Origin of the sequence: Aquibium pacificum (assembly GCF_040839445.1) — a bacterium.
Taxonomy (GTDB): Bacteria; Pseudomonadota; Alphaproteobacteria; order Rhizobiales; family Rhizobiaceae; genus Aquibium; species Aquibium pacificus.
On record NZ_JBDPGJ010000004.1, the window covers coordinates 601,791 to 618,978 of the forward strand.

Here is a 17,188-nt window from a genome sequence, read left to right on the forward strand (position 1 = left end):
GTGCCAAGCCGCGAGACGCGGCGCCAGCCCCGATTTGCCGAAAGCGCGGCCGTCAGCGCCGCATCAGGAGTGCGGCGGCAAGACCAAGGGCTGCGAGGCCGACCAAAGCTGTGGTTTTGGGATGATCCCGTACGGCGGCACCAGCGATGCGCGCCTGACGCTGGACCTCTCGCCGTCCGGGACGGCTGCGGCGGGTAAGCTGCCCCAACAGATCGGCCAAGATTTCCGCGACGTCGTCATAGGCATGGCTGCCGCGGCTGGCTACCTCGTCATAGGCACGCGAACCGTGTTTGGCCGCGCTGTGCCGCAGCGAACTCAGTTCGCGCTTGAGTGCCGCCATCTGACGCTCGAGATCGTCGATGGCGTCTTCGCGACTGCGTGAAAAGGGAAGTGTCATGGGCATGCCCCGTGGCTGGAGGTCTCGCAGGGGAACGCACCGGGCGCTTCAATGTTCCGGCACGCGACAAACGTTTCCATGACCCCGCTCGACGGGAGCAGGGCGAGACAGAGGATGGCCGGGCCGGGCGGTACAGAAGTGCGCCTGGCTGTTCGCTGCCCAGGGCCAGAAACCGGGAAAATAAGCCCTGTACTTCCTCGCCGCCAAGCCCGGTTGTCGCGGCCCGGCCTCCTCGCGGGATGAAACGCTGATCACGGACGCGGGTTCCAAGGCGCGGTGGGTATCGGCAACGGTGCTGCCGGGAGGATGCGGGCCGTGTCACGCGCGGGGCGTAAACCGAAGCCGACACCGGAGCGAATCCTTCATCCTGTCGCGGGTTTCGTCCAACCTTTGGGTAGAGCCGAGGCCAGCCCCTTGGGGAAGAAGATCAGGACGACGATCATCGCCACGGCCACGAGAATGAAACGGCCTTCCGCAAGGCCCTCGAAGTTGGCCAGCCCTTCCGAAACGAAGGTCAATGCGAGCGCGGCCAGCGCCGGTCCGTAGATGGTCGACGTGCCACCGACGAGCACCATCGACAGGATGAGCGAAGAGGTCGAGAAGCTGAACACCTCCGGTGAGGCGACGCGCAGATAGATCACGAAGAACCCGCCGGCGACCCCTGCGAAGAACGCGCTCAGCACGAGCACCTTCAACCGCTGCATCGCGACCGGGATACCGCGCGAAGCCGCATAGTCCTCGTTGTCGCGCATCGCCAGGATAGACAGTCCGAAATCCGAACGCGCGATCCAGCGCAGGCAGGACACGGCGATCAGCATCATCGCGAAGGCGACGTAATAGTAGCCGAACTTGTAGTCGCGCAGGAAATTGTAGCCGAAAAGTTCGATCGTCGGCACGCGTATCAGGCCCTGCGTGCCGCCCGTCACCACCGACTGGCTGATGACGACCTGCAGCACCAGCTGGGCGAAGGCGAAGGTGACCAGCACGACGTAGACGCCCTGAAGCCTCACGACGGGCAGTGCGACGAGCGCGGCGGCCGCGGAGGCCGCGATCCCGCCGATCAGCATGGCGAGCCAGGGGTCTATGCCAAGCAGCTTGGCGGTCAGGCCTGTTGCGTAGACGCCTATTCCGAAGAAGGCGACGTGGCCGAAATTGAAGATGCCGGCGTAGCCGAGACTGAGGTCCCAGCTCGACGCCACCACTGCGTAGATGAAGGCGATGATGAAAAGGTGCCGGGTGTATGTGTCCTCCACCACCAGCGGCACGATCAGGCCCACGACGATCAGCGCGGCGAGGCCGAGGTTTTTTGCGTTCGGTCGCAACGGCATCAGCGGACCACCTTGCCCAGAAGACCCTGCGGCCTGATTACGAGGATGGCGATCAGGAGAACGAAGACCATCGACGGCGCCCAGTAGATGCCAATGAAGAAGATCAGGAAGGCTTCGAGGAGGCCCAGCAGGTATGCCGCGGCGATGGTACCGCCGAGCGAGCCGAGGCCGCCGAAGATGACGATGATGAGCGCCTTCACCAGGGGCTCCGCGCCGAAGGCCGGAGTCACCATCCGCACCGACCCGAGCAGCACGCCGGTCAGCCCGGCAAGTGCCGCCGAAAGGGCGAAGGTTATGATGAAGACCCGCGACACGTCGATGCCGATCAGCTTGGCGGCGTGCGGGTTCTGCCCGACGGCGCGGATGCCCCGACCGATGCGCGAATTACGCAGGAAGAGGAAAAGCGCGCCGAGAAGCACAGGCGCCAGAGCGATGATCAGCGCCTCCTGCGCCGATATGTTGGTGCCGAGAAAATTGACCTGACCGGGGACGATCGGCTGCAATTGCTTCAGACGCGCTCCCCACAACAGTTGCGATCCCTTCTCGATGAAGATCATCGCGGCAAGCGTCGTCATGACCGTAATCAGCAGAATGTCGCGATGATCGTAGAACGGTCGAACGATCAGGCGCTCGATGAGGATGCCGACAGCGACCACCACGGCGATTGCAACCGCTATCCCCACGCCGAGCCACAGGCCGAGGCCCGCGGCGTCCGAGACCGTCCAGGCAATGTAGGCTGCCAGGGTCATCAGCGCGCCATGCGCGAAATTGAATATGCCGAGCGTCGTCCAGACGAGCGACAGTCCGCTGGCAATGAGCGCATAGACCGACGCCAGGACGATTCCGCTGACGAAGACGGTGCTCAGCGTATCCGCGGTCATGGCGCGGCGCGCTCCCCGAAATACATGTCCATGATCTCCTGGTGGTCGACGTCGCTGCCGCGGTCGATCTCGCGGGCGATTTCCCCATGATCGACGAAGTACATCCGGTCGACCAGCGACAGCACGAAGGCGATGTCCTGCTCGACGATCAGCATCGGCATGCCGCTCTCGCCGATGCCGGCGATGGCATTGGCGAGCTCTTCCTTGAGCTTGGGGGACAGGCCGAGCGTCGGTTCGTCGAGCATGAGCATGCGCGGCGCGCACATCAGGCCGACGCCGATGGACAGCATCTGCCGTTCTCCGCCCGAAAGCGTCTTGCATTGCTGCCTGCGGCGCTCCGCCAGGCGCGGAAACAGGGTGAGCACGTAATCGAGATTGGCCGCGCGGTCGCCTCGCGCCCGCTTGGTGAAGGCCGAGAGCTCGAGGGTCTCCATGATCTCCATGTCGGGGAACAGACGGTTGGCCTGCGGCACGTGGATCAGTCCGCGCTCGACGATGCCGCGCGAGCTTACTGCGGCCAGCGGCTCGCCCATGAAGCTGGCTGCGCCCCGGCTGGGAGTGATGACCTTCGAGATGGCGTTGAGCAGCGTCGTCTTGCCGTGACCGTTGGGACCGAACAGGCCGATTTTTTCGTTCGGCCCGACATGCAGGCTCATTCCATGCAGGACGTCATAGGAATCATATCCCGCATGCAGACCGGCGACATCGAGGGCGTTCGCCGGCCCGGTCAATGCGCGATCTCCCGCGTTCCGAGATACGCTTCCACCACTTTCGGGTCGCGCACCACCTCCGCCGGAGTGCCGGAAGCGATGACGCGGCCGTAATTCAGAACCATCAGGTGCTCCGAAACATCGAGCAGCAGGGCGAGCACGTGTTCGATGAGCACGATCGTGATACCGCGCCCGCGAACGGTTCGGATCAGTGCAGACAGGCCGGCGATTTCGGGCTTGGTGAGACCGGCGGCGGGTTCGTCCAGCAGCAGCACCTTTGGCTGGCTTGCGATGGCCGAGGCAATCATCAACTGCTTGCGCTCGAACACGGACAGTTCGGAAGCGGCCTTGCCGCGACGCGAGGGCGGCAGAGCGACGTCGTCGAGTGCCTGCCGGGCCGCATCGCCCGCCGTCGCGCTGCTCGTTCCCGCGCAGTAGACGGCGCTCGTGTAGACATTTTCGAAGGCCGAGAGCGAGGCGAACTCCGCATCTTTCTGGAAGGTCCGCAAGACACCCGCGCGGCTGATCTCGTGCGGTCGCATGCGATGTATGGGCTGACCCGACAGCAATACCTCGCCGCTGCTCGGCCGGAAGGGTATGCCTGTGATCACATTGAACAGCGTGCTCTTGCCGCTGCCGTTGGGGCCGGCGATGCCGTAGACCTGCCCGGCGGCCACGCTGAACGACACGTCGTCGACGGCCCTCAACGCGCCGAAGCGGCGGGTGAGGTTGCGTGTCTCGAGAAGCGGAGCGTCATTCATCGCTGTCAGATGTCCAGGACGAACCGCGCGGGAGGTACCCGCGCGGTCCCTGTCCCTGCGCCTATTGCTTGATCCACGGCGGCGACTGGAACGTGCCGGTCGCATAGGCGTCCGGATAGAACAGCACGCGCTCACCATTCCAAATCTGGAAGAACTGGATCGGAATGGCGTCGTCGCCCTGCATGGCGAGATGGGTGGCCGGATCGAACTTCAGCTTGCCCGATGCAATCTGCTTTTCGGTTGCGCCGATCGCGGCGCCGATTTCGAGCCGCTTGGTCGGGTCGCCGACCTTTGCCAGCGCTTCCGCATAGACATAAACCTGCTCGTAGAGCGAGGCGCCATAGGAGCCCGTCTTGACGCCGTACTTGTCCTCGAACTTCTTGGCCACCTCGGCCGCGCGCGGGTTCTTCGGAGTGTCGAGCACGCCGCCGAGCAGATTGTACATGATGCCGGTGGAGTGCTCCTTGGTGAGTTCGAGGAACTCGGGCACCGACGGGGCGTACTGAATGAACACCAGGCTGTTGGTCGGAGTCTCCAGGAACTGCGTTACGAACTTGGCCGCGTTGCCCGGCAGGTAGTCGGTGTTGATGATGACGGCCGGCGCGTCCTGCCGAACGCGGGCAAGGAAGGCGCGCCAGTCGTTGATCTCGCCAAAGGGCAGCAAATCGGCCGACGTCACAGTCCAGCCCGCCGCCTCGAAGTTCTTCTTCAGCCCCTCCATGATCGTCTTGGAATACGGGTTGTCGGAGGAGATCAGCGCCGCCTTCTTGTTGGGCAGTTCGATGCCGGCTTTCTCAAGCTGCTCGATCACCGGCACCATGGCGGTCTCATAGGCGTCGTAGGACGGCGTGAACGACCACACTGTCGGAAAATCGTCCGGGCTCGGCGCAATGATGTCGCGTGTCTGCGCCGAGTTCGCGGAGATGAGATACGGCATCTCCTGCTCGGCCATCAGCTCGATCTCGAAGTTGGACCCGCTGGCGTAGCCGGTCATCATCGCGTTGACGTCCCGATCGCCGGCAAGCCGCTCGAACGCGCTTGTCACGGCGTCGGCCGCCTGGTCCTGGGTATCGCCGACGACGATTTCCAGCTTGTATCCGGCGACGCCGCCGGCCGCGTTGATTTCCTCGGCGGCGAGCTTGGCGCCGTTGACCATCTCGGTGCCGTCCGCCGCTGCGCCGCCCGTGAGCGGCGCGAGGATGCCGATCTTGGCGACCTTGTCCTGGGCGTGGGCAGGCAGCGCGGCGAACACCGCGGCTGCCAGAAGCGCATTTCTGAGCGTCGTCGTTTTCATTGTGGTTCCCCTGTTTCGAAAGTTCAGCGAACGCCGCACCAATCGATGATGGCGGCGGCAAGCGTCTTGGTCGTTTCCTCGAGAGAGGCGATGTCCACGTACTCGTCGGTGCCGTGGAAGCCGTCGCCCGTTGCCCCGCAGATCATCGCCTTGACGCCCGCCCCCGCGTAGTGGGCGCAGTCGGCGACGGCGATGAAACCGGAGATTTTCGGCTTGCCGCCCAGCTCGGTGCGGCGCCTGAAAAGCGACTGCACGAGAGGATGGTCCGGCGGCGTGTCCATGGGCGGGAAGTGCAACCCGCCCAGTTCCCACTCGACCTTGATGGGATGGTCCTTGAGCCACATGTCGGACTGGCAGAAATGATGGACGAAATTCTCGAACTCGGCGCGGACGTCTTCCTTCTTCTCGTTGGGCAGGAACTTGAAGTCGAGATCGAGGACCGCGACATCCGGAATGATGGCCGGGTTGGTCATGATCATGGGCAGCCCATCCGGCCCGAGACCAGCGCCGGCGCGCATCGCGCCGACATTGATCGTGTTGAGGCCCGCCGGCACCAGAGGGTGCGAGCGGCTGCGGCAGCGTGCGCTCTCGAAATGGCGGAGGGCTTCCATGAAACGGACCGCGAGGTCGATCGCGTTCACGCCCGGCTGGAGCCGCTCGGGCGTGTGGTATTGCGGCCAGACCTCGTTGTAGCGCCAGCCCGCGTGGCCCTGCCGCCCCCGCACGGTGACGCGGACCCATTCCAGCCCGCCCTCGCACACCTGGATCTCGCCCCAGCTCGGCTCGGTGATGATCGCGGCCTCGGCGAGGTAGCCGCGCTTCACCGCGTCGATGGCGCCGGAGCCGCCGGTCTCCTCGTCGACCACGGAGTGCATCGCCACGCGGCCCTTGAGTTCGATGCCGGCCTTTCGGATGGCGCGGATCGCACCGATGGCGGACGCGACGCCGCTCTTCATGTCGACCGCCCCGCGGCCGTAAAGCCTGCCGTTCTTGATTTCGCCGCCGAAGGGATCGACGGTCCAGGTGGCGCGTTCGCCGATCGGCACGACGTCGACATGGCCGCAGAGCAGAAGGCTGCGGTCTTCCGAACCGGCCAGTTGCCCGATGACGTTCGGCCGGTCCTCGAAGACGTCCCACCGGTCGATCGACATGCCGATGGACTTGAGCTCCCCTTCCACGACGTCCTGAACGGCCGGTTCCCTGTTCTGCTCGGGGTCCTTGATGAATTTCGGATTCACGGAAGGGATGCGGACCAGCTTCTGTGTCAGGTCGGTTGCGTAGTCCCGCTCCGCGTCGAGCACTTTCCAGGCGGCTTTGACTGCGTCTTCCGATGTGGCCATTTTCTTGTTCCCCTCTTTTCCTGGACCGTCAGGCGGCACGTCGTGTGGAGATCTCCTCGATCAGCGCGTCTGTGTTGATCTGCCGGCAGTAACCCTTGATGGCGCGCAGAGTGTTGTCGTGCCGCTCCTGGTTGTAGGTCGCGCATGCATCGCGCACGAGCGTCACCAGATAGCCGAGGTCGCAGGCGTCGCGGATCGCCGATTCCACGCACTGGTCGGTGACCAGGCCGGACAGCACGAGCTGCTTCACGCCGAGATTGCGCAGCAGGTAGTCGATATGCGTGGAGACGAAGACGCTGGACGACGTCTTCGGGAGCACGATCTCGTCATCGCCCGGGGCGATCTCGTCGATCACCTTGCCATCCCAGGAGCCCTTCGGAACGTGGAAGCCGGTGATCTTGTAATCGAGGCTGCGGTCTCGCCCGTCCTTGGTCAGGCTTTCGATCGTCGTGTAGAGCACCTCGATGCCGGCGCCGCGAAACGCTTTCTGCAGGCGCTGCATGTTGGGAATTGCGAGCGATTTCAGGCGTTCGAAGTAGTAGCTGTACTTCCCCGCAATGTCGCTGTCGGGGACGTCCTTGAACTCGCCCCCGTCGCGCCGTGCGCAAAAGTTCTGCACGTCGATGAAGAGCAGTGCGGATTCCTTCGGATCGAGCGGTATCTCGCGTGTGGTCGGGAAGTCAGCGGCCATCGATGTTGCCTTTCGCGTTTGCGGCGACCAGCGCCTCCGCCACCATCGCCGCCCAGCGTGACTGGCCGGCCTCGTCCACGATCAGGTCGTTGCGGATCTCGAGGAGCAGATGCGGCAGGCCGCGGCGCTCACCGTGCACCGGGATCGTATAGTCCGACGCATCGTTGACGACGTACGGCTCGTTGTGCGCCGAGACGATCGCGGGATGCCTTGCCTGGAAGACCGCGAGAAACCGCGCGGCAAAGCTGCCGTCCCGGTTCGAGAGCACCCCGAGTTCCCATGGCCGCTGCGGTCCGCCGCGCAGTCTCGGCGTGAATGAATGCACCGAGATCAGCACGCTGGGGAGCCCGGCTTGCACGCGGCGATCGAGCACTGCCGCGATGGTGTCGTGGAACGGTTGCTGGATTTCAGCGAACCGCTGGCGTCGCGCGCGTTCGCTCAGTCCCGCATTCGCTGGCACGGCCGTCCCGTCGCTGACGACCGGCATAGAGTCCGGCGCCTCGAAGGGGCGGTTGCAATCGACGACGAGACGGCTGTACCGCTGCAGGATCAGCGGCGCATCGAGTATCCGCGACAGGTGCCGCGAAACGCCCTCGGCGCCGATGTCATAGGCAATGTGGCGCTCCATGTCGGCGGGAGCGACGCCGAGATCGCCGAAGATTTCGGGAATGGCGCGGCCGGCATGTTCGCATGACAGGACGAAGGGAGAAGCGCCGTCGCCGTTCAGCAGCTCGACCGGCCGCGGATCAAACGGCGAGAGCACCTTGGCTACCATATCCGAGTACTGCAACATCTGCGGGACGCTCACGGGTCGACCTGACCGGATCGTCTAAATGAAGGAAACTTTTCAATCATAGTCAATCGAGATTCTCCGTTTGACTAATTTTTTTCAAGGTGGATAGTAGCCGCTCGGAGCTATCCAGGAAGCAACGGAAAACCGGGCGGCGGCAGAATGACCGTGCGTGAGACGATCCGGCGGGAGACGGCGAAACTCACCGCCAGCGAGCGCAAGATCGCTCACGCCGTGCTGGCCGACTATCCGTTCGGTGCCCTGCAGACGATCAAGGAAGTCGCCGAACGCTGCGGTGTCAGTGCGCCGTCGATCACCCGCTTCGTCAGCAAGATCGGTTTTGCCGGATACCAGGAATTCCAGCGCCAGCTGATCGAGGAACTGCGCGAAGGCAGCCGCTCGCCGCTCGACCTGAAGGCGACGGAAAAGCTCGGCAGCGGGAACTTCATCGCCGAGTACGCGCGGCGAGCCATTGCGCTGCTCGACGAAATGACGGGGAGCGTCTCGCAAGCGCAGTTCGACGAGATCGCGAAGCTTCTGTCCGATACCAACCGTACCATCTTTCTGCTGGGTGGCCGGATCAGCGACAGCATCGCACGCCTGCTCTCCCAGCATTTGCGGCAGATCCGTCCGCGCATCCATCACCTGCCCGCCATTCAGGAAGACTGGCCCGACCTAGTCCTGTCGATGCGCAAGCAGGACGTCGTCGTCCTGTTCGACTTCCGCCGCTATCAGCCGGACCTTGCGCGGCTTGCGGAGCGGATCGCTCTGAAGCGCCATCCGAAGATCGTTCTGATCACAGATAAGTGGATGTCGCCGATCGCCCGCCACAGCGACCACGTGGTCGCGCTGCCGATCGAGAACGACACCGCTTGGGATACCGCCATCTGCGCCGTGGCATTCGTCGAGGCTCTCATCGTGAAGGTCTCGGAGGCCGACTGGCCGGCGACGAAGGGCCGTATAGAGACCTGGGATACGCTGCGGCTGTCGCCGCCAACAATCAAGAACGGGGACGGCAATGATGCATGAGGAGATGGTGATCGCCTGTTGCACGGACATTGCCGGCAAGGTCCGCGGCAAGGCCTTCCCGGCCGTTCAGTTCGACAAGCGCAGGAAGCGTGGCATCGGCTGGACCCCCACCAATGTGCAGATCACCTGCTTCGACGTCATCGCGGAAAGCCCGTTCGGCTCTCTCGGCGACCTCGTGCTGATCCCGGACGAGGCCGCGCGCGTGCGAGTCGACTTCGAAGATGGCGGCCCGGTCGAGCACTTCGCGCTGGGCGACATCCGCCATACCGACGGCAGGGCATGGGAAATGTGCACGCGCTCCATCCTGTCGTCCGCGCTGGAGCGGCTGCGTACGGTCACCGGCCTCACGCTGTTCGGCGCCTTCGAGCACGAGTTCCAGTTCCGCGATGTCCCATCCGTTCTGGGCGACGCCTATACCGCCGCGGGCTTCCGTGCCGAACGCGGATTTGCCGAGACCACGGTCGCGGCGATGCGGGCCGCCGGTCTCGAGCCCGACACGTTCATGCGCGAGTACGGCGCGGGGCAGTACGAGGTGACCATGGGACCGGCGCGCGGCGTGCGGATCGCCGACAATGCCGCCATCCTGCGCGAGCTGATCAAGGCTGTCGCCCTCAGGTCGGACCACAAGGTCACCTTCACGCCGATCCGCGACCCGGCCGGCGTGGGCAACGGCGTCCACATTCACCTGAGTTTCCTCGACGGCGACACGCCTGCGACCTGGGATCCGAAGGAAAAGCACGAACTCGCGGCGACGGCGGGCAGCTTCGTCGCGGGCGTCCTCAAATACCTCGATTCGATCGTGGCGATCACCGCGCCGAGCGTTGTGTCGTATCTGCGGCTGACGCCGCACCGCTGGAGCGCTGCCTTCAACAATCTCGGCTACCGCGACCGCGAAGCCTCGGTTCGCATCTGCCCGGTCTCTGACCTGAGCGACGTCGCCAAGGCCGCACAGTTCAACTTCGAGTACCGCGCGGCCGACGCCTCGGCGAGCCCTCACCTCCAGCTCGCGGCGATCGTCCACGCGGGCGTGCAGGGCATCGAGGAAGGGCTGCCGACCCCGGATGCGACAGCCGAAGACCTGTCCTTGCAGGACACGGGGGCGCTCGCAGCGCGCGGTTACCTGCGGCTGCCGCGGTCGCTGCCGGAAGCACTCGAAAGGTTCTCGTCAAACCCGACGGTCACGGGCTGGTTCCCGGAGGGATTCGCCGACGTGTACGTCAAGCACAAGCAGGGCGAGATGGCGTTTCTCGAAGGCAAGCCGCAGGCGGAGATCTGCAGTCTCTATGAACAGGTCTATTGATCCCGACGCGCCGGATGAAGGCGCCCCCGTAACTTCGTGTTGCCACCATTCCCAAGTCGCAGGAGACGTCTCATGGGCCACCTTACCGCAATAGACGACCAGCTCGTGGCAGAAGTCACCGAGTGGCGCCGCCACCTCCACGCCAATCCCGAGACGGCGTTCGACGAGAAGGCAACGAGCGATTTCGTCGCCGCGAAACTCGAGGAGTTCGGCATCGAGGTTCATCGCGGGCTTGGCGAGACCGGTGTGGTCGGCACGCTGAAGCGCGGCACGAGGCCGATCGCGGTCGGTCTGCGCGCCGACATGGACGCGCTGTTCATTCACGAAGAAACGAACCTGGAGTACCGGTCGAAGGTCGATGGCAAGATGCACGCGTGCGGTCATGACGGACACACCGCCATGCTGCTCGGCGCGGCTAGCTACCTGTCGCGTCACGGCAACTTCGACGGCATCGTTCGCTTCATCTTCCAGCCCGCCGAGGAGACGGGCGACGAACGGTGCGGGGGCAATTTGATGGTCAGGGACGGCCTGTTCGACAAGTTTCCGGTCTCTGCGATCTTCGGCATGCACAACATGCCCTATTTCCCGGCCGGAACCTTCCGGATGCGCACGGGTCCGATGCTCGCCTCGATCGATACGTTCGAGTTCCACGTCCTCAGCAGGCTGTCGCATCCGGCGACGCAGTTCAATGTGCCGGATCCGCTTCTGATCGCCGCGCGGATCGTGCAGGAAATGCATGCGTTCAAGGCGCGCTACGTGAACCCGGCCGAGCCGGTCGTGCTATCGATCACGCAGTTCCAGAGCGGCAACCCGAGCGACCGCCAGAGCGTCCACGTCACGCCGGAAAAGGCGGTCGTTCGCGGCACGATCTATACGCTCAATGACAGCGTGCGGGACGACTTCGAGGCCGGACTGGAAAAGATCGTTCGCCACGCGGCGGAAGCGGCCGACGCCGGCCACGAATTCATCTTCGAGCGCGGCTATCCTGTCCTGCGCAACACCGAAAACGAAACGCAGTTCGCCGCGGCCGTCGCCAGGGAGGTGGCCGGCGGCGATGCCGTGGAAACCGGCATGCAGCCGATCATGGGGGCCGAGGACTTCGCGTTCATGCTGGGCAGCGTGCCTGGATGCTACGTGCTTCTAGGCGCCGCCCGGGAAGGCGAAGCCACGCCGCGCCAGCTTCACAACCCCGGCTATGATTTCAACGACGAAATCATTCCGACCGGCGTGCGCTACTGGGCGACGCTGGCCGAACGTTATCTGGAGCAGGCCGGATCTCGGCCATGAAAGGACTTGCCGGAGTGATCGGATCGGCGCGGATCCGGCGCGGGCGCGCGGCGTGTCTACACTTGACTTGACGTGACTTGAGCCAGTGCCCGTCGCGCTATCGCGGGAACGGGGCATACGTCCGACATTACCGCCGCGGTGCGGGCCCGTTGCGCGAACCGCATATGCCCCTAGGATTGATAGTGCTTTCGCAGATTCGCGAAGAACTGTTTAGCCAGGTGCCTCGAGACCGAACCGAGGACCCGTTGGCCCACCCCCGCCACCAGACCGCCGATCTCGCCGTGGCAGGAATAGTCCAGGCGGGAAAGGTCTGGCTTGATTTCCGTGATCGTGAACTCGGCCGATCCGTTCCCGGTGCCGAGCGTGCCGCCGCCAGCCAGGGTCATCCGGCAGGTATCCGGCTCCTGCTTGTCGCGAAGGATCACTTTGCCGCGAAAGCTTCCGCCGACCGCCGCCACCTTCAGCTGCATCTCGACATCATAGGCGTCCGGACCGGTCTCGGTCATAGCCTTGCAGCCGGGAATGCATTTCGCCAACACGCCGGGATCCGTCAGCCCATCCCAGAGCGTCTGTCGCGAGGCGGCGATTTCCTCGCTGCCGGTCAGTTCCATTTTCATCGTGCCGCTCCGCGATCCGTCACAGCCGCAGCAGGCGTTGCGCGAGGCCGCCTTCGATCGACCCGATCTCGGCGGGACCCAGATCGAGACCCTCCAGGATGGCACGGGGCGCGGGATCGCCGATCGGAAAAGGCATGTCGGAACCGAGCATCACCCGGTCGGCGCCGACGGTGTCGATCAGGAACCGCAGCGCCGCCGGATCGTGCAGCAGCGTGTCGTACCACAGCATGGACAGCGCCTCCGCCGGATCGGCCATGTCCTCGGGGTGAAGCGAATGGTTGCGCTTCAGTCGTCCGACCACGTAGGGCAGCGCCGCGCCGCCGATGCCGACGACGATCCTGGCGTTCCGATATCGCGCGACGTGCCCGGAATAGATGATGCGGCTCACTGCGATCAGCGTGTCGGTTATGCGGCCGACGGCGTTTTCCATTCCCTTGAACTTGACCCTGTCGTCGCCGGCATCGAAGACCGGATGGATGGCGACGACCGATCCGAGCGCGTCCGCGGTCTTCCAGAACGGATCCAGCGAAGGATCGTCGAGCACTCCGCCTTTTCCCTTTGGCTGCGTTCCGATCATCGTCCCGCCGAACCCCTGCCGGTGCGCCTCTTGCAAGACCTCCGCGGCCAGCGTGCCATCCTGCAGCGGCAAGACGGCAAGGCCGACAAGCCGGCCGCCGCTTTGCCTTTCGGCCTCCTTGAGATGGCGGTTGATGATGCGGGCCCAGGCGGCGCCTTCCGCGGCGGGCAGATCATTGCCGAACATGTCGAGCCAGCCGGCGACGACCTGCCGTTCGATGCCGTTCTCGTCCATCCATTGCAGCCGTTTGCCAAGGTTCGTCAGGCCCGGAGACACCGGCCTGGTCGGCGGCTTGCCGCCGAAGGAGAAGGCGATGCCGCCGTCCTTCGAGATGATTTCGACTCCCGGGAATTCGCTTTTCCTGTCCTGGAGCTCCTCGAGCAGGGATAGCGGAACGAAATGGGCATGGGCGTCGATGATCATTGGCTGGTTGCGCCTTCCTCTTGCGCGGCGGCGATCGCGTCGCTCACGCGGCTCATCCGGATGGGTAGTCTGTCGAGTGTGACGCGCCAGGGCGCCACCGCGTCCTGCATGGCCGAGGAAATCGCGGCCGGCGCGCCGAGATAGCCGCTTTCGCCCGAGCCCTTCTGGCCGAATTCCGTCAGGGGGGAAGGCGTGCAGTGGTGCACGATCTCGACATGGGGAATCTCGTGCGTCGAGGGCATGAGATAGTCGAGGAAGCTCTGCGTCATGAGCTGTCCTTCCGCATCGTAGACGAACTCCTCGAGCAGCGCCGCGCCGATGCCGTGGGCGATGCCGCCGAGCGTCATGCCTTTCACGATGTGCGGATTGATGACCGTGCCACAGTCATGGCCGATCACGTAGCGGCGGATTTCCGGCTTCGCCAGGACGGGATCGAAACTCAGGAGGACGAGATGGAACTCGAAGGAGTAGCAGGGATACATCTGCACCTTGCCGTCCTTCGGCAGAGCGACGCCTGTCGGCACTTGCTGGATGAAGGAGGCGGTGAGGCCGGGGCTGGCTCCCGGAGGCAGTTCATGGAACCGTCGATGGGCAATCTCGACGATGTCGCTCCAGCCGAGCCTCGATCCGCCTGGCCCGATCACGTCACCCCCATCATAGACGAGATCCCCGACCGGCACCTTCATCCGGTTCGCGGCGATGGCGAGCATCTGCCGTTTCAGGTCCTTCGCCGCATTCGACGCCGCGCCGCCGAGCATCACCGCCATGCGGCTTCCCACGGGCGAATTGCCGGGCAGGCTGGCAAGCGAATCCGGCCGCACGACCCGGATGCGATCGGGATCGATTTCCAGCACCTCGCCCACGACCGTCGCCGCCAGCGTCTCGTGCCCCTGTCCGGACGAGGTCGTGTGGATGTTGACGGTCACGTCGCCGAGCGCGTCGACGATGATGCGGCTGCTCTCCATCCATGTCGACGTCCGGTTCTTCTCATTGAGGAGCGGTTCGAACGACGAGTTTCCGCCGGACGGTTCGAGGCATGCGGCGAGGCCGACGCCTGCGCAAAGCCCTTCGCCGCGCAGCCGGTCCCGTTCCGCCAGCAGCGCCTCGTAGCCGGCCGCCGCGACGACCTTTTCGACCACGGCGTGGTAGTCGCCGCTGTCATAGGTGCTGCCCGACGGGATGAGGTAGGGGAACTGGTCGGCGCGGATGAAGTTGCGTCTGCGCAGATCCAGCCGGTCCATGCCCAGGTGGTCCGCGACCCGGTCCATCATCGATTCGATGGCGTAGTTGGTCGGCGACTGGCCGAATCCGCGCACCGCTTCCTGGACGGTCTTGTTGGTCGTGACCGACATCGCGCGATACTCGACGGACTTGATCCGGTAAGGGCCGACGATCGCGCCGATCGGCTTGCCGAGCTGGAAAGGCGCCCGCCCGGCATAGGCGCCGGCATTGTCGAGCGCCCGCATCCGCATCGAATTGACCCGTCCGTCGCGGTCGAATGCCGCCTCGACATCGAAAATGCGCTCCGGCCCGTGTGCGTCGCCGGCACGCATGTTCTCCAGCCGGTCTTCGATCAGGCGGACGGGGCGACCGAGCTTGCGAGCGAGATAGCCGGCTAGAACCGTCTGCTTGATGCCCCGCTTGACGCCGTAGCTGCCGCCGACATCCACGTCGTAGTGCACGCGCACCGCATTGCCGGGTAGCTTCAGGGCGCGCGCGATCTGGTCGGCATACTTTGGCATCTGGATCGACGCCCAGACGTCGAGGATACCGCTCCAGGGATCCCACCGGGCGATGACGCCGAAGGTCTCGATGGGGACCGTCGAACTGCGACCCCAGGTGACGCGGAACGACAGCCGTTCTTCCGAACGGCTGAAATCGTCCTCCACCGCGCCCCAGGTAAATGTGCGGTCCAGGAGCACGTTCGACCCGTGCCTGGGGTGGACGGGGAGGCTGTGCGGCGAAACCGCCTCCTCGGCGTCGATCACGAAGCCGAGCGGTTCCACCTCCACGCGCACCTTTTCGGCGGCGTCCTCGGCGAGCCTGCGGCTCTCCGCCACGACAGCGGCGATCCATTCGCCGGCATACCTGTTCTGTCCCACGGCGAGCGGGAATCGCTTCACCTCCGGGGTGTCGAGCCCGTTCATCATCGGGTTGGTCGCCGCGGAGAGTTCCTGCCCATCGAGCACCGCGATGACGCCGGGCATCGCCAGGGCTTCCGCGCCGTCGATGGCGACGATCCGGGCGGCCGGATGCTGCGCCGCCACCAGCGCGACATGCAGCGTGCCGGGAAGATCGATGTCGGCGACGAAGCGGCCGCTCCCCGCCACGAAGCGGCGATCCTCGCGCACCCGGCGGTCGGTGGAGATAAATCTGCGCGAAACGATGGTCATCCCGCGTCGTCCAGTACCGGGCGAAGGTTGTTCTGGCGAAGCCGCCGCGCTGCCAGCGCGACGGCCTCGATGATCTGGCCGTAGCCCGTGCAGCGGCAGATGTTTCCCGACAGCGCATCGCGGATTTCATGGTCGGTGGGATCGTCGTTCTTCGCCAGCAGGCCGGAGGCGGCGAGGATCATGCCGGGCGTGCAATAGCCGCATTGCAGGCCGTGGGTTTCGCAGAAGGCGTCCTGGACGACGTCGAGTTCTCCTGGTCCCGGCGCCAGGCCTTCGATCGTCGTGATCGCGATGCCGTCGCACTGGACGGCGAGCATCAGGCAGGAGCGGACCGCGGCGCCATCCGCGAGGACGGTGCACGCTCCGCAGACCCCATGCTCGCATCCGGTATGGGTTCCCTTGAGCCCGAGCAGGTCGCGCAGGGCGTCCAGCAGCGTGATCCTGGGCTCCACGTCGATCTCGCTCGTCGTCCCGTTCACGGTCAGGGGAACTCTCACGCCGCATCCTCCATCGCGGCCTGGTGAGCGTCGCCGATGGCCTGCATGGCCAGGCGTATCGCCGCTCTGCGGCGATAGCTCGCGGTCGCGTGCAGATCCCCGACGCATTCGAGGTCGGCGAGCGCGGCCGCAACCACGCCCGCGACATGGTCGGAGGCGAACGGCGTTCCGTCGAGTTCGGAGAGGTCGACGTTCACCGGAACATCGCCGACGCCTCCGACGCCGAGCGCGATCGAGGCGCATGTGCCATCGTCACGCAGCACGACCTGGGCGCCTGCCGACGCAACGGCGTAGTCGCCGCGCCGCGCGGCGATCTCGCGGAAGCCTGCGCCGACGCGTCCCTTGGGCCGCCGCGGAAACGCGACATGGGTCAGGAGGCCGGACGGCGGCGCGGTGGTAATCGTCGGCCCGATGAAGAAGTCCACGGGCTCGAAACGGATCTCCTCGTCGCCGTCGCGATAGACGATCGAGGCGCCGAGTATCGTGGCCGCGAGCGCGATCTCGGCGGAGGGATCCGCATGCGCGATCGAGCCGCCGATCGTTCCGCGCACCCGGGTCGGGGGATGGCCGACGTTGGAAAGGGCAAGCCTCAGAAGCGGCGCTTCGCGAGCCACCAGAGCGGAGTCGAGCGCCTCGGCCTGCGTCGTCGCCGCCCCGATGCGCAGCGTATAGCCGGCGAGATCGATGCCCTTCAGTTCCCGCATGCGCGTCACGTCGACCAGCGCCGAAGGCCTGGCCAGGCGCATGGAAAGCATGGGAATGAGTGTCTGGCCCCCGGCGAGCACGCGTGCTTCCGGATTGGCGGCGAGAAACGCGCAGGCTTCACCGATTGAAGCAGGACGGAAATAATCGAATGGAGCTGGTTTCATGTCC

17 protein-coding genes are annotated in these 17,188 nt (G+C 65.1%); 3 read left to right on the plus strand and 14 right to left on the minus strand.

Features of this window, described 5'->3' with window-relative positions; genetic code table 11:
* Positions 1-52: 52 nt before the first annotated feature.
* The 9 genes from ABGN05_RS19445 to ABGN05_RS19485 all read right to left on the minus strand — a co-directional run bounded on the left by ABGN05_RS19445 (position 53) and on the right by ABGN05_RS19485 (position 8,195).
* Positions 53-397, minus strand: coding sequence for a hypothetical protein (locus tag ABGN05_RS19445; protein ID WP_367955693.1), 345 nt, complete (start codon positions 395-397; stop codon positions 53-55).
* 362 nt (positions 398-759) lie between these two features.
* Complete coding sequence (locus ABGN05_RS19450; RefSeq protein ID WP_367955694.1) at positions 760-1,725, minus strand: branched-chain amino acid ABC transporter permease; 966 nt, start codon at positions 1,723-1,725, stop codon at positions 760-762.
* Positions 1,725-2,606, minus strand: a complete 882-nt coding sequence (locus ABGN05_RS19455) for a branched-chain amino acid ABC transporter permease (protein ID WP_367955695.1) — start codon at positions 2,604-2,606, stop codon at positions 1,725-1,727. Before ABGN05_RS19455 ends, ABGN05_RS19450 begins: the two co-directional genes overlap by 1 nt.
* The gene (locus ABGN05_RS19460; RefSeq protein ID WP_367955696.1) at positions 2,603-3,337 is read right to left on the minus strand and encodes an ABC transporter ATP-binding protein; all 735 of its coding nucleotides are present in this window, start codon (positions 3,335-3,337) and stop codon (positions 2,603-2,605) included. The genes ABGN05_RS19455 and ABGN05_RS19460 overlap by 4 nt, the downstream gene beginning before the upstream one ends.
* Entirely contained in the window at positions 3,334-4,077 is a 744-nt protein-coding gene (locus tag ABGN05_RS19465) for an ABC transporter ATP-binding protein (RefSeq protein ID WP_367955697.1), read from the minus strand. The genes ABGN05_RS19460 and ABGN05_RS19465 overlap by 4 nt, the downstream gene beginning before the upstream one ends.
* A 61-nt stretch (positions 4,078-4,138) precedes the next feature.
* Entirely contained in the window at positions 4,139-5,371 is a 1,233-nt protein-coding gene (locus tag ABGN05_RS19470) for an ABC transporter substrate-binding protein (protein ID WP_367955698.1), read from the minus strand.
* 23 nt (positions 5,372-5,394) lie between these two features.
* Positions 5,395-6,711, minus strand: a complete 1,317-nt coding sequence (locus ABGN05_RS19475) for a M20 family metallopeptidase (protein ID WP_367955699.1) — start codon at positions 6,709-6,711, stop codon at positions 5,395-5,397.
* 28 nt (positions 6,712-6,739) lie between these two features.
* The gene (locus tag ABGN05_RS19480) at positions 6,740-7,402 is read right to left on the minus strand and encodes a cysteine hydrolase family protein (protein WP_367955700.1); all 663 of its coding nucleotides are present in this window, start codon (positions 7,400-7,402) and stop codon (positions 6,740-6,742) included.
* Positions 7,392-8,195 (minus strand): N-formylglutamate amidohydrolase, encoded by an 804-nt coding sequence (locus ABGN05_RS19485; RefSeq protein ID WP_367955701.1) that lies wholly within the window; start codon positions 8,193-8,195, stop codon positions 7,392-7,394. Before ABGN05_RS19485 ends, ABGN05_RS19480 begins: the two co-directional genes overlap by 11 nt.
* Before the next feature lie 159 nt (positions 8,196-8,354).
* On the opposite strand from ABGN05_RS19485, the gene ABGN05_RS19490 reads away from it, so the two are divergent.
* The 3 genes from ABGN05_RS19490 to ABGN05_RS19500 all read left to right on the plus strand — a co-directional run bounded on the left by ABGN05_RS19490 (position 8,355) and on the right by ABGN05_RS19500 (position 11,808).
* Complete coding sequence (locus tag ABGN05_RS19490) at positions 8,355-9,221, plus strand: MurR/RpiR family transcriptional regulator (RefSeq protein ID WP_367955702.1); 867 nt, start codon at positions 8,355-8,357, stop codon at positions 9,219-9,221.
* Positions 9,211-10,521 carry a type I glutamate--ammonia ligase gene (locus ABGN05_RS19495; protein WP_367955703.1) on the plus strand — a complete coding sequence of 437 codons (1,311 nt, stop codon included), beginning with the start codon at positions 9,211-9,213 and terminating at the stop codon, positions 10,519-10,521. Before ABGN05_RS19490 ends, ABGN05_RS19495 begins: the two co-directional genes overlap by 11 nt.
* 72 nt (positions 10,522-10,593) lie before the next feature.
* Complete coding sequence (locus ABGN05_RS19500; RefSeq protein WP_367955704.1) at positions 10,594-11,808, plus strand: amidohydrolase; 1,215 nt, start codon at positions 10,594-10,596, stop codon at positions 11,806-11,808.
* Between the two features lie 170 nt (positions 11,809-11,978).
* Here the strand turns inward: ABGN05_RS19500 and ABGN05_RS19505 are convergent, their stop codons facing one another.
* Genes ABGN05_RS19505 through ABGN05_RS19525 form a run of 5 tightly spaced genes read right to left on the minus strand, consistent with a single transcriptional unit; the run spans position 11,979 to position 17,184 of the window.
* Positions 11,979-12,425, minus strand: coding sequence for an SRPBCC family protein (locus ABGN05_RS19505; RefSeq protein ID WP_367955705.1), 447 nt, complete (start codon positions 12,423-12,425; stop codon positions 11,979-11,981).
* A gap of 19 nt (positions 12,426-12,444) precedes the next feature.
* Entirely contained in the window at positions 12,445-13,425 is a 981-nt protein-coding gene (locus ABGN05_RS19510) for an amidohydrolase family protein (RefSeq protein WP_367955706.1), read from the minus strand.
* Positions 13,422-15,818 carry a xanthine dehydrogenase family protein molybdopterin-binding subunit gene (locus ABGN05_RS19515; protein ID WP_367955707.1) on the minus strand — a complete coding sequence of 799 codons (2,397 nt, stop codon included), beginning with the start codon at positions 15,816-15,818 and terminating at the stop codon, positions 13,422-13,424. The genes ABGN05_RS19510 and ABGN05_RS19515 overlap by 4 nt, the downstream gene beginning before the upstream one ends.
* Positions 15,815-16,315, minus strand: a complete 501-nt coding sequence (locus ABGN05_RS19520; RefSeq protein WP_367955708.1) for a (2Fe-2S)-binding protein — start codon at positions 16,313-16,315, stop codon at positions 15,815-15,817. The genes ABGN05_RS19515 and ABGN05_RS19520 overlap by 4 nt, the downstream gene beginning before the upstream one ends.
* Positions 16,312-17,184 carry an FAD binding domain-containing protein gene (locus ABGN05_RS19525; protein ID WP_367955709.1) on the minus strand — a complete coding sequence of 291 codons (873 nt, stop codon included), beginning with the start codon at positions 17,182-17,184 and terminating at the stop codon, positions 16,312-16,314. Before ABGN05_RS19525 ends, ABGN05_RS19520 begins: the two co-directional genes overlap by 4 nt.
* Positions 17,185-17,188 lie beyond the last annotated feature (4 nt).

Excerpts from the sequence above, each read along its gene's own strand:
- ABGN05_RS19445 (WP_367955693.1), bottom strand. The coding sequence starts at position 397 with ATGACACTTCCCTTTTCACGCAGTCGCGAAGACGCCATCGACGATCTC.
- ABGN05_RS19450 (WP_367955694.1), bottom strand. The coding sequence starts at position 1,725 with ATGCCGTTGCGACCGAACGCAAAAAACCTCGGCCTCGCCGCGCTGATC.
- ABGN05_RS19455 (WP_367955695.1), bottom strand. The coding sequence starts at position 2,606 with ATGACCGCGGATACGCTGAGCACCGTCTTCGTCAGCGGAATCGTCCTG.
- ABGN05_RS19465 (WP_367955697.1), bottom strand. The coding sequence starts at position 4,077 with ATGAATGACGCTCCGCTTCTCGAGACACGCAACCTCACCCGCCGCTTC.
- ABGN05_RS19470 (WP_367955698.1), bottom strand. The coding sequence starts at position 5,371 with ATGAAAACGACGACGCTCAGAAATGCGCTTCTGGCAGCCGCGGTGTTC.
- ABGN05_RS19475 (WP_367955699.1), bottom strand. The coding sequence starts at position 6,711 with ATGGCCACATCGGAAGACGCAGTCAAAGCCGCCTGGAAAGTGCTCGAC.
- ABGN05_RS19480 (WP_367955700.1), bottom strand. The coding sequence starts at position 7,402 with ATGGCCGCTGACTTCCCGACCACACGCGAGATACCGCTCGATCCGAAG.
- ABGN05_RS19485 (WP_367955701.1), bottom strand. The coding sequence starts at position 8,195 with ATGTTGCAGTACTCGGATATGGTAGCCAAGGTGCTCTCGCCGTTTGAT.
- ABGN05_RS19490 (WP_367955702.1), top strand. The coding sequence starts at position 8,355 with ATGACCGTGCGTGAGACGATCCGGCGGGAGACGGCGAAACTCACCGCC.
- ABGN05_RS19495 (WP_367955703.1), top strand. The coding sequence starts at position 9,211 with ATGATGCATGAGGAGATGGTGATCGCCTGTTGCACGGACATTGCCGGC.
- ABGN05_RS19500 (WP_367955704.1), top strand. The coding sequence starts at position 10,594 with ATGGGCCACCTTACCGCAATAGACGACCAGCTCGTGGCAGAAGTCACC.
- ABGN05_RS19505 (WP_367955705.1), bottom strand. The coding sequence starts at position 12,425 with ATGAAAATGGAACTGACCGGCAGCGAGGAAATCGCCGCCTCGCGACAG.
- ABGN05_RS19510 (WP_367955706.1), bottom strand. The coding sequence starts at position 13,425 with ATGATCATCGACGCCCATGCCCATTTCGTTCCGCTATCCCTGCTCGAG.
- ABGN05_RS19515 (WP_367955707.1), bottom strand. The coding sequence starts at position 15,818 with ATGACCATCGTTTCGCGCAGATTTATCTCCACCGACCGCCGGGTGCGC.
- ABGN05_RS19525 (WP_367955709.1), bottom strand. The coding sequence starts at position 17,184 with ATGAAACCAGCTCCATTCGATTATTTCCGTCCTGCTTCAATCGGTGAA.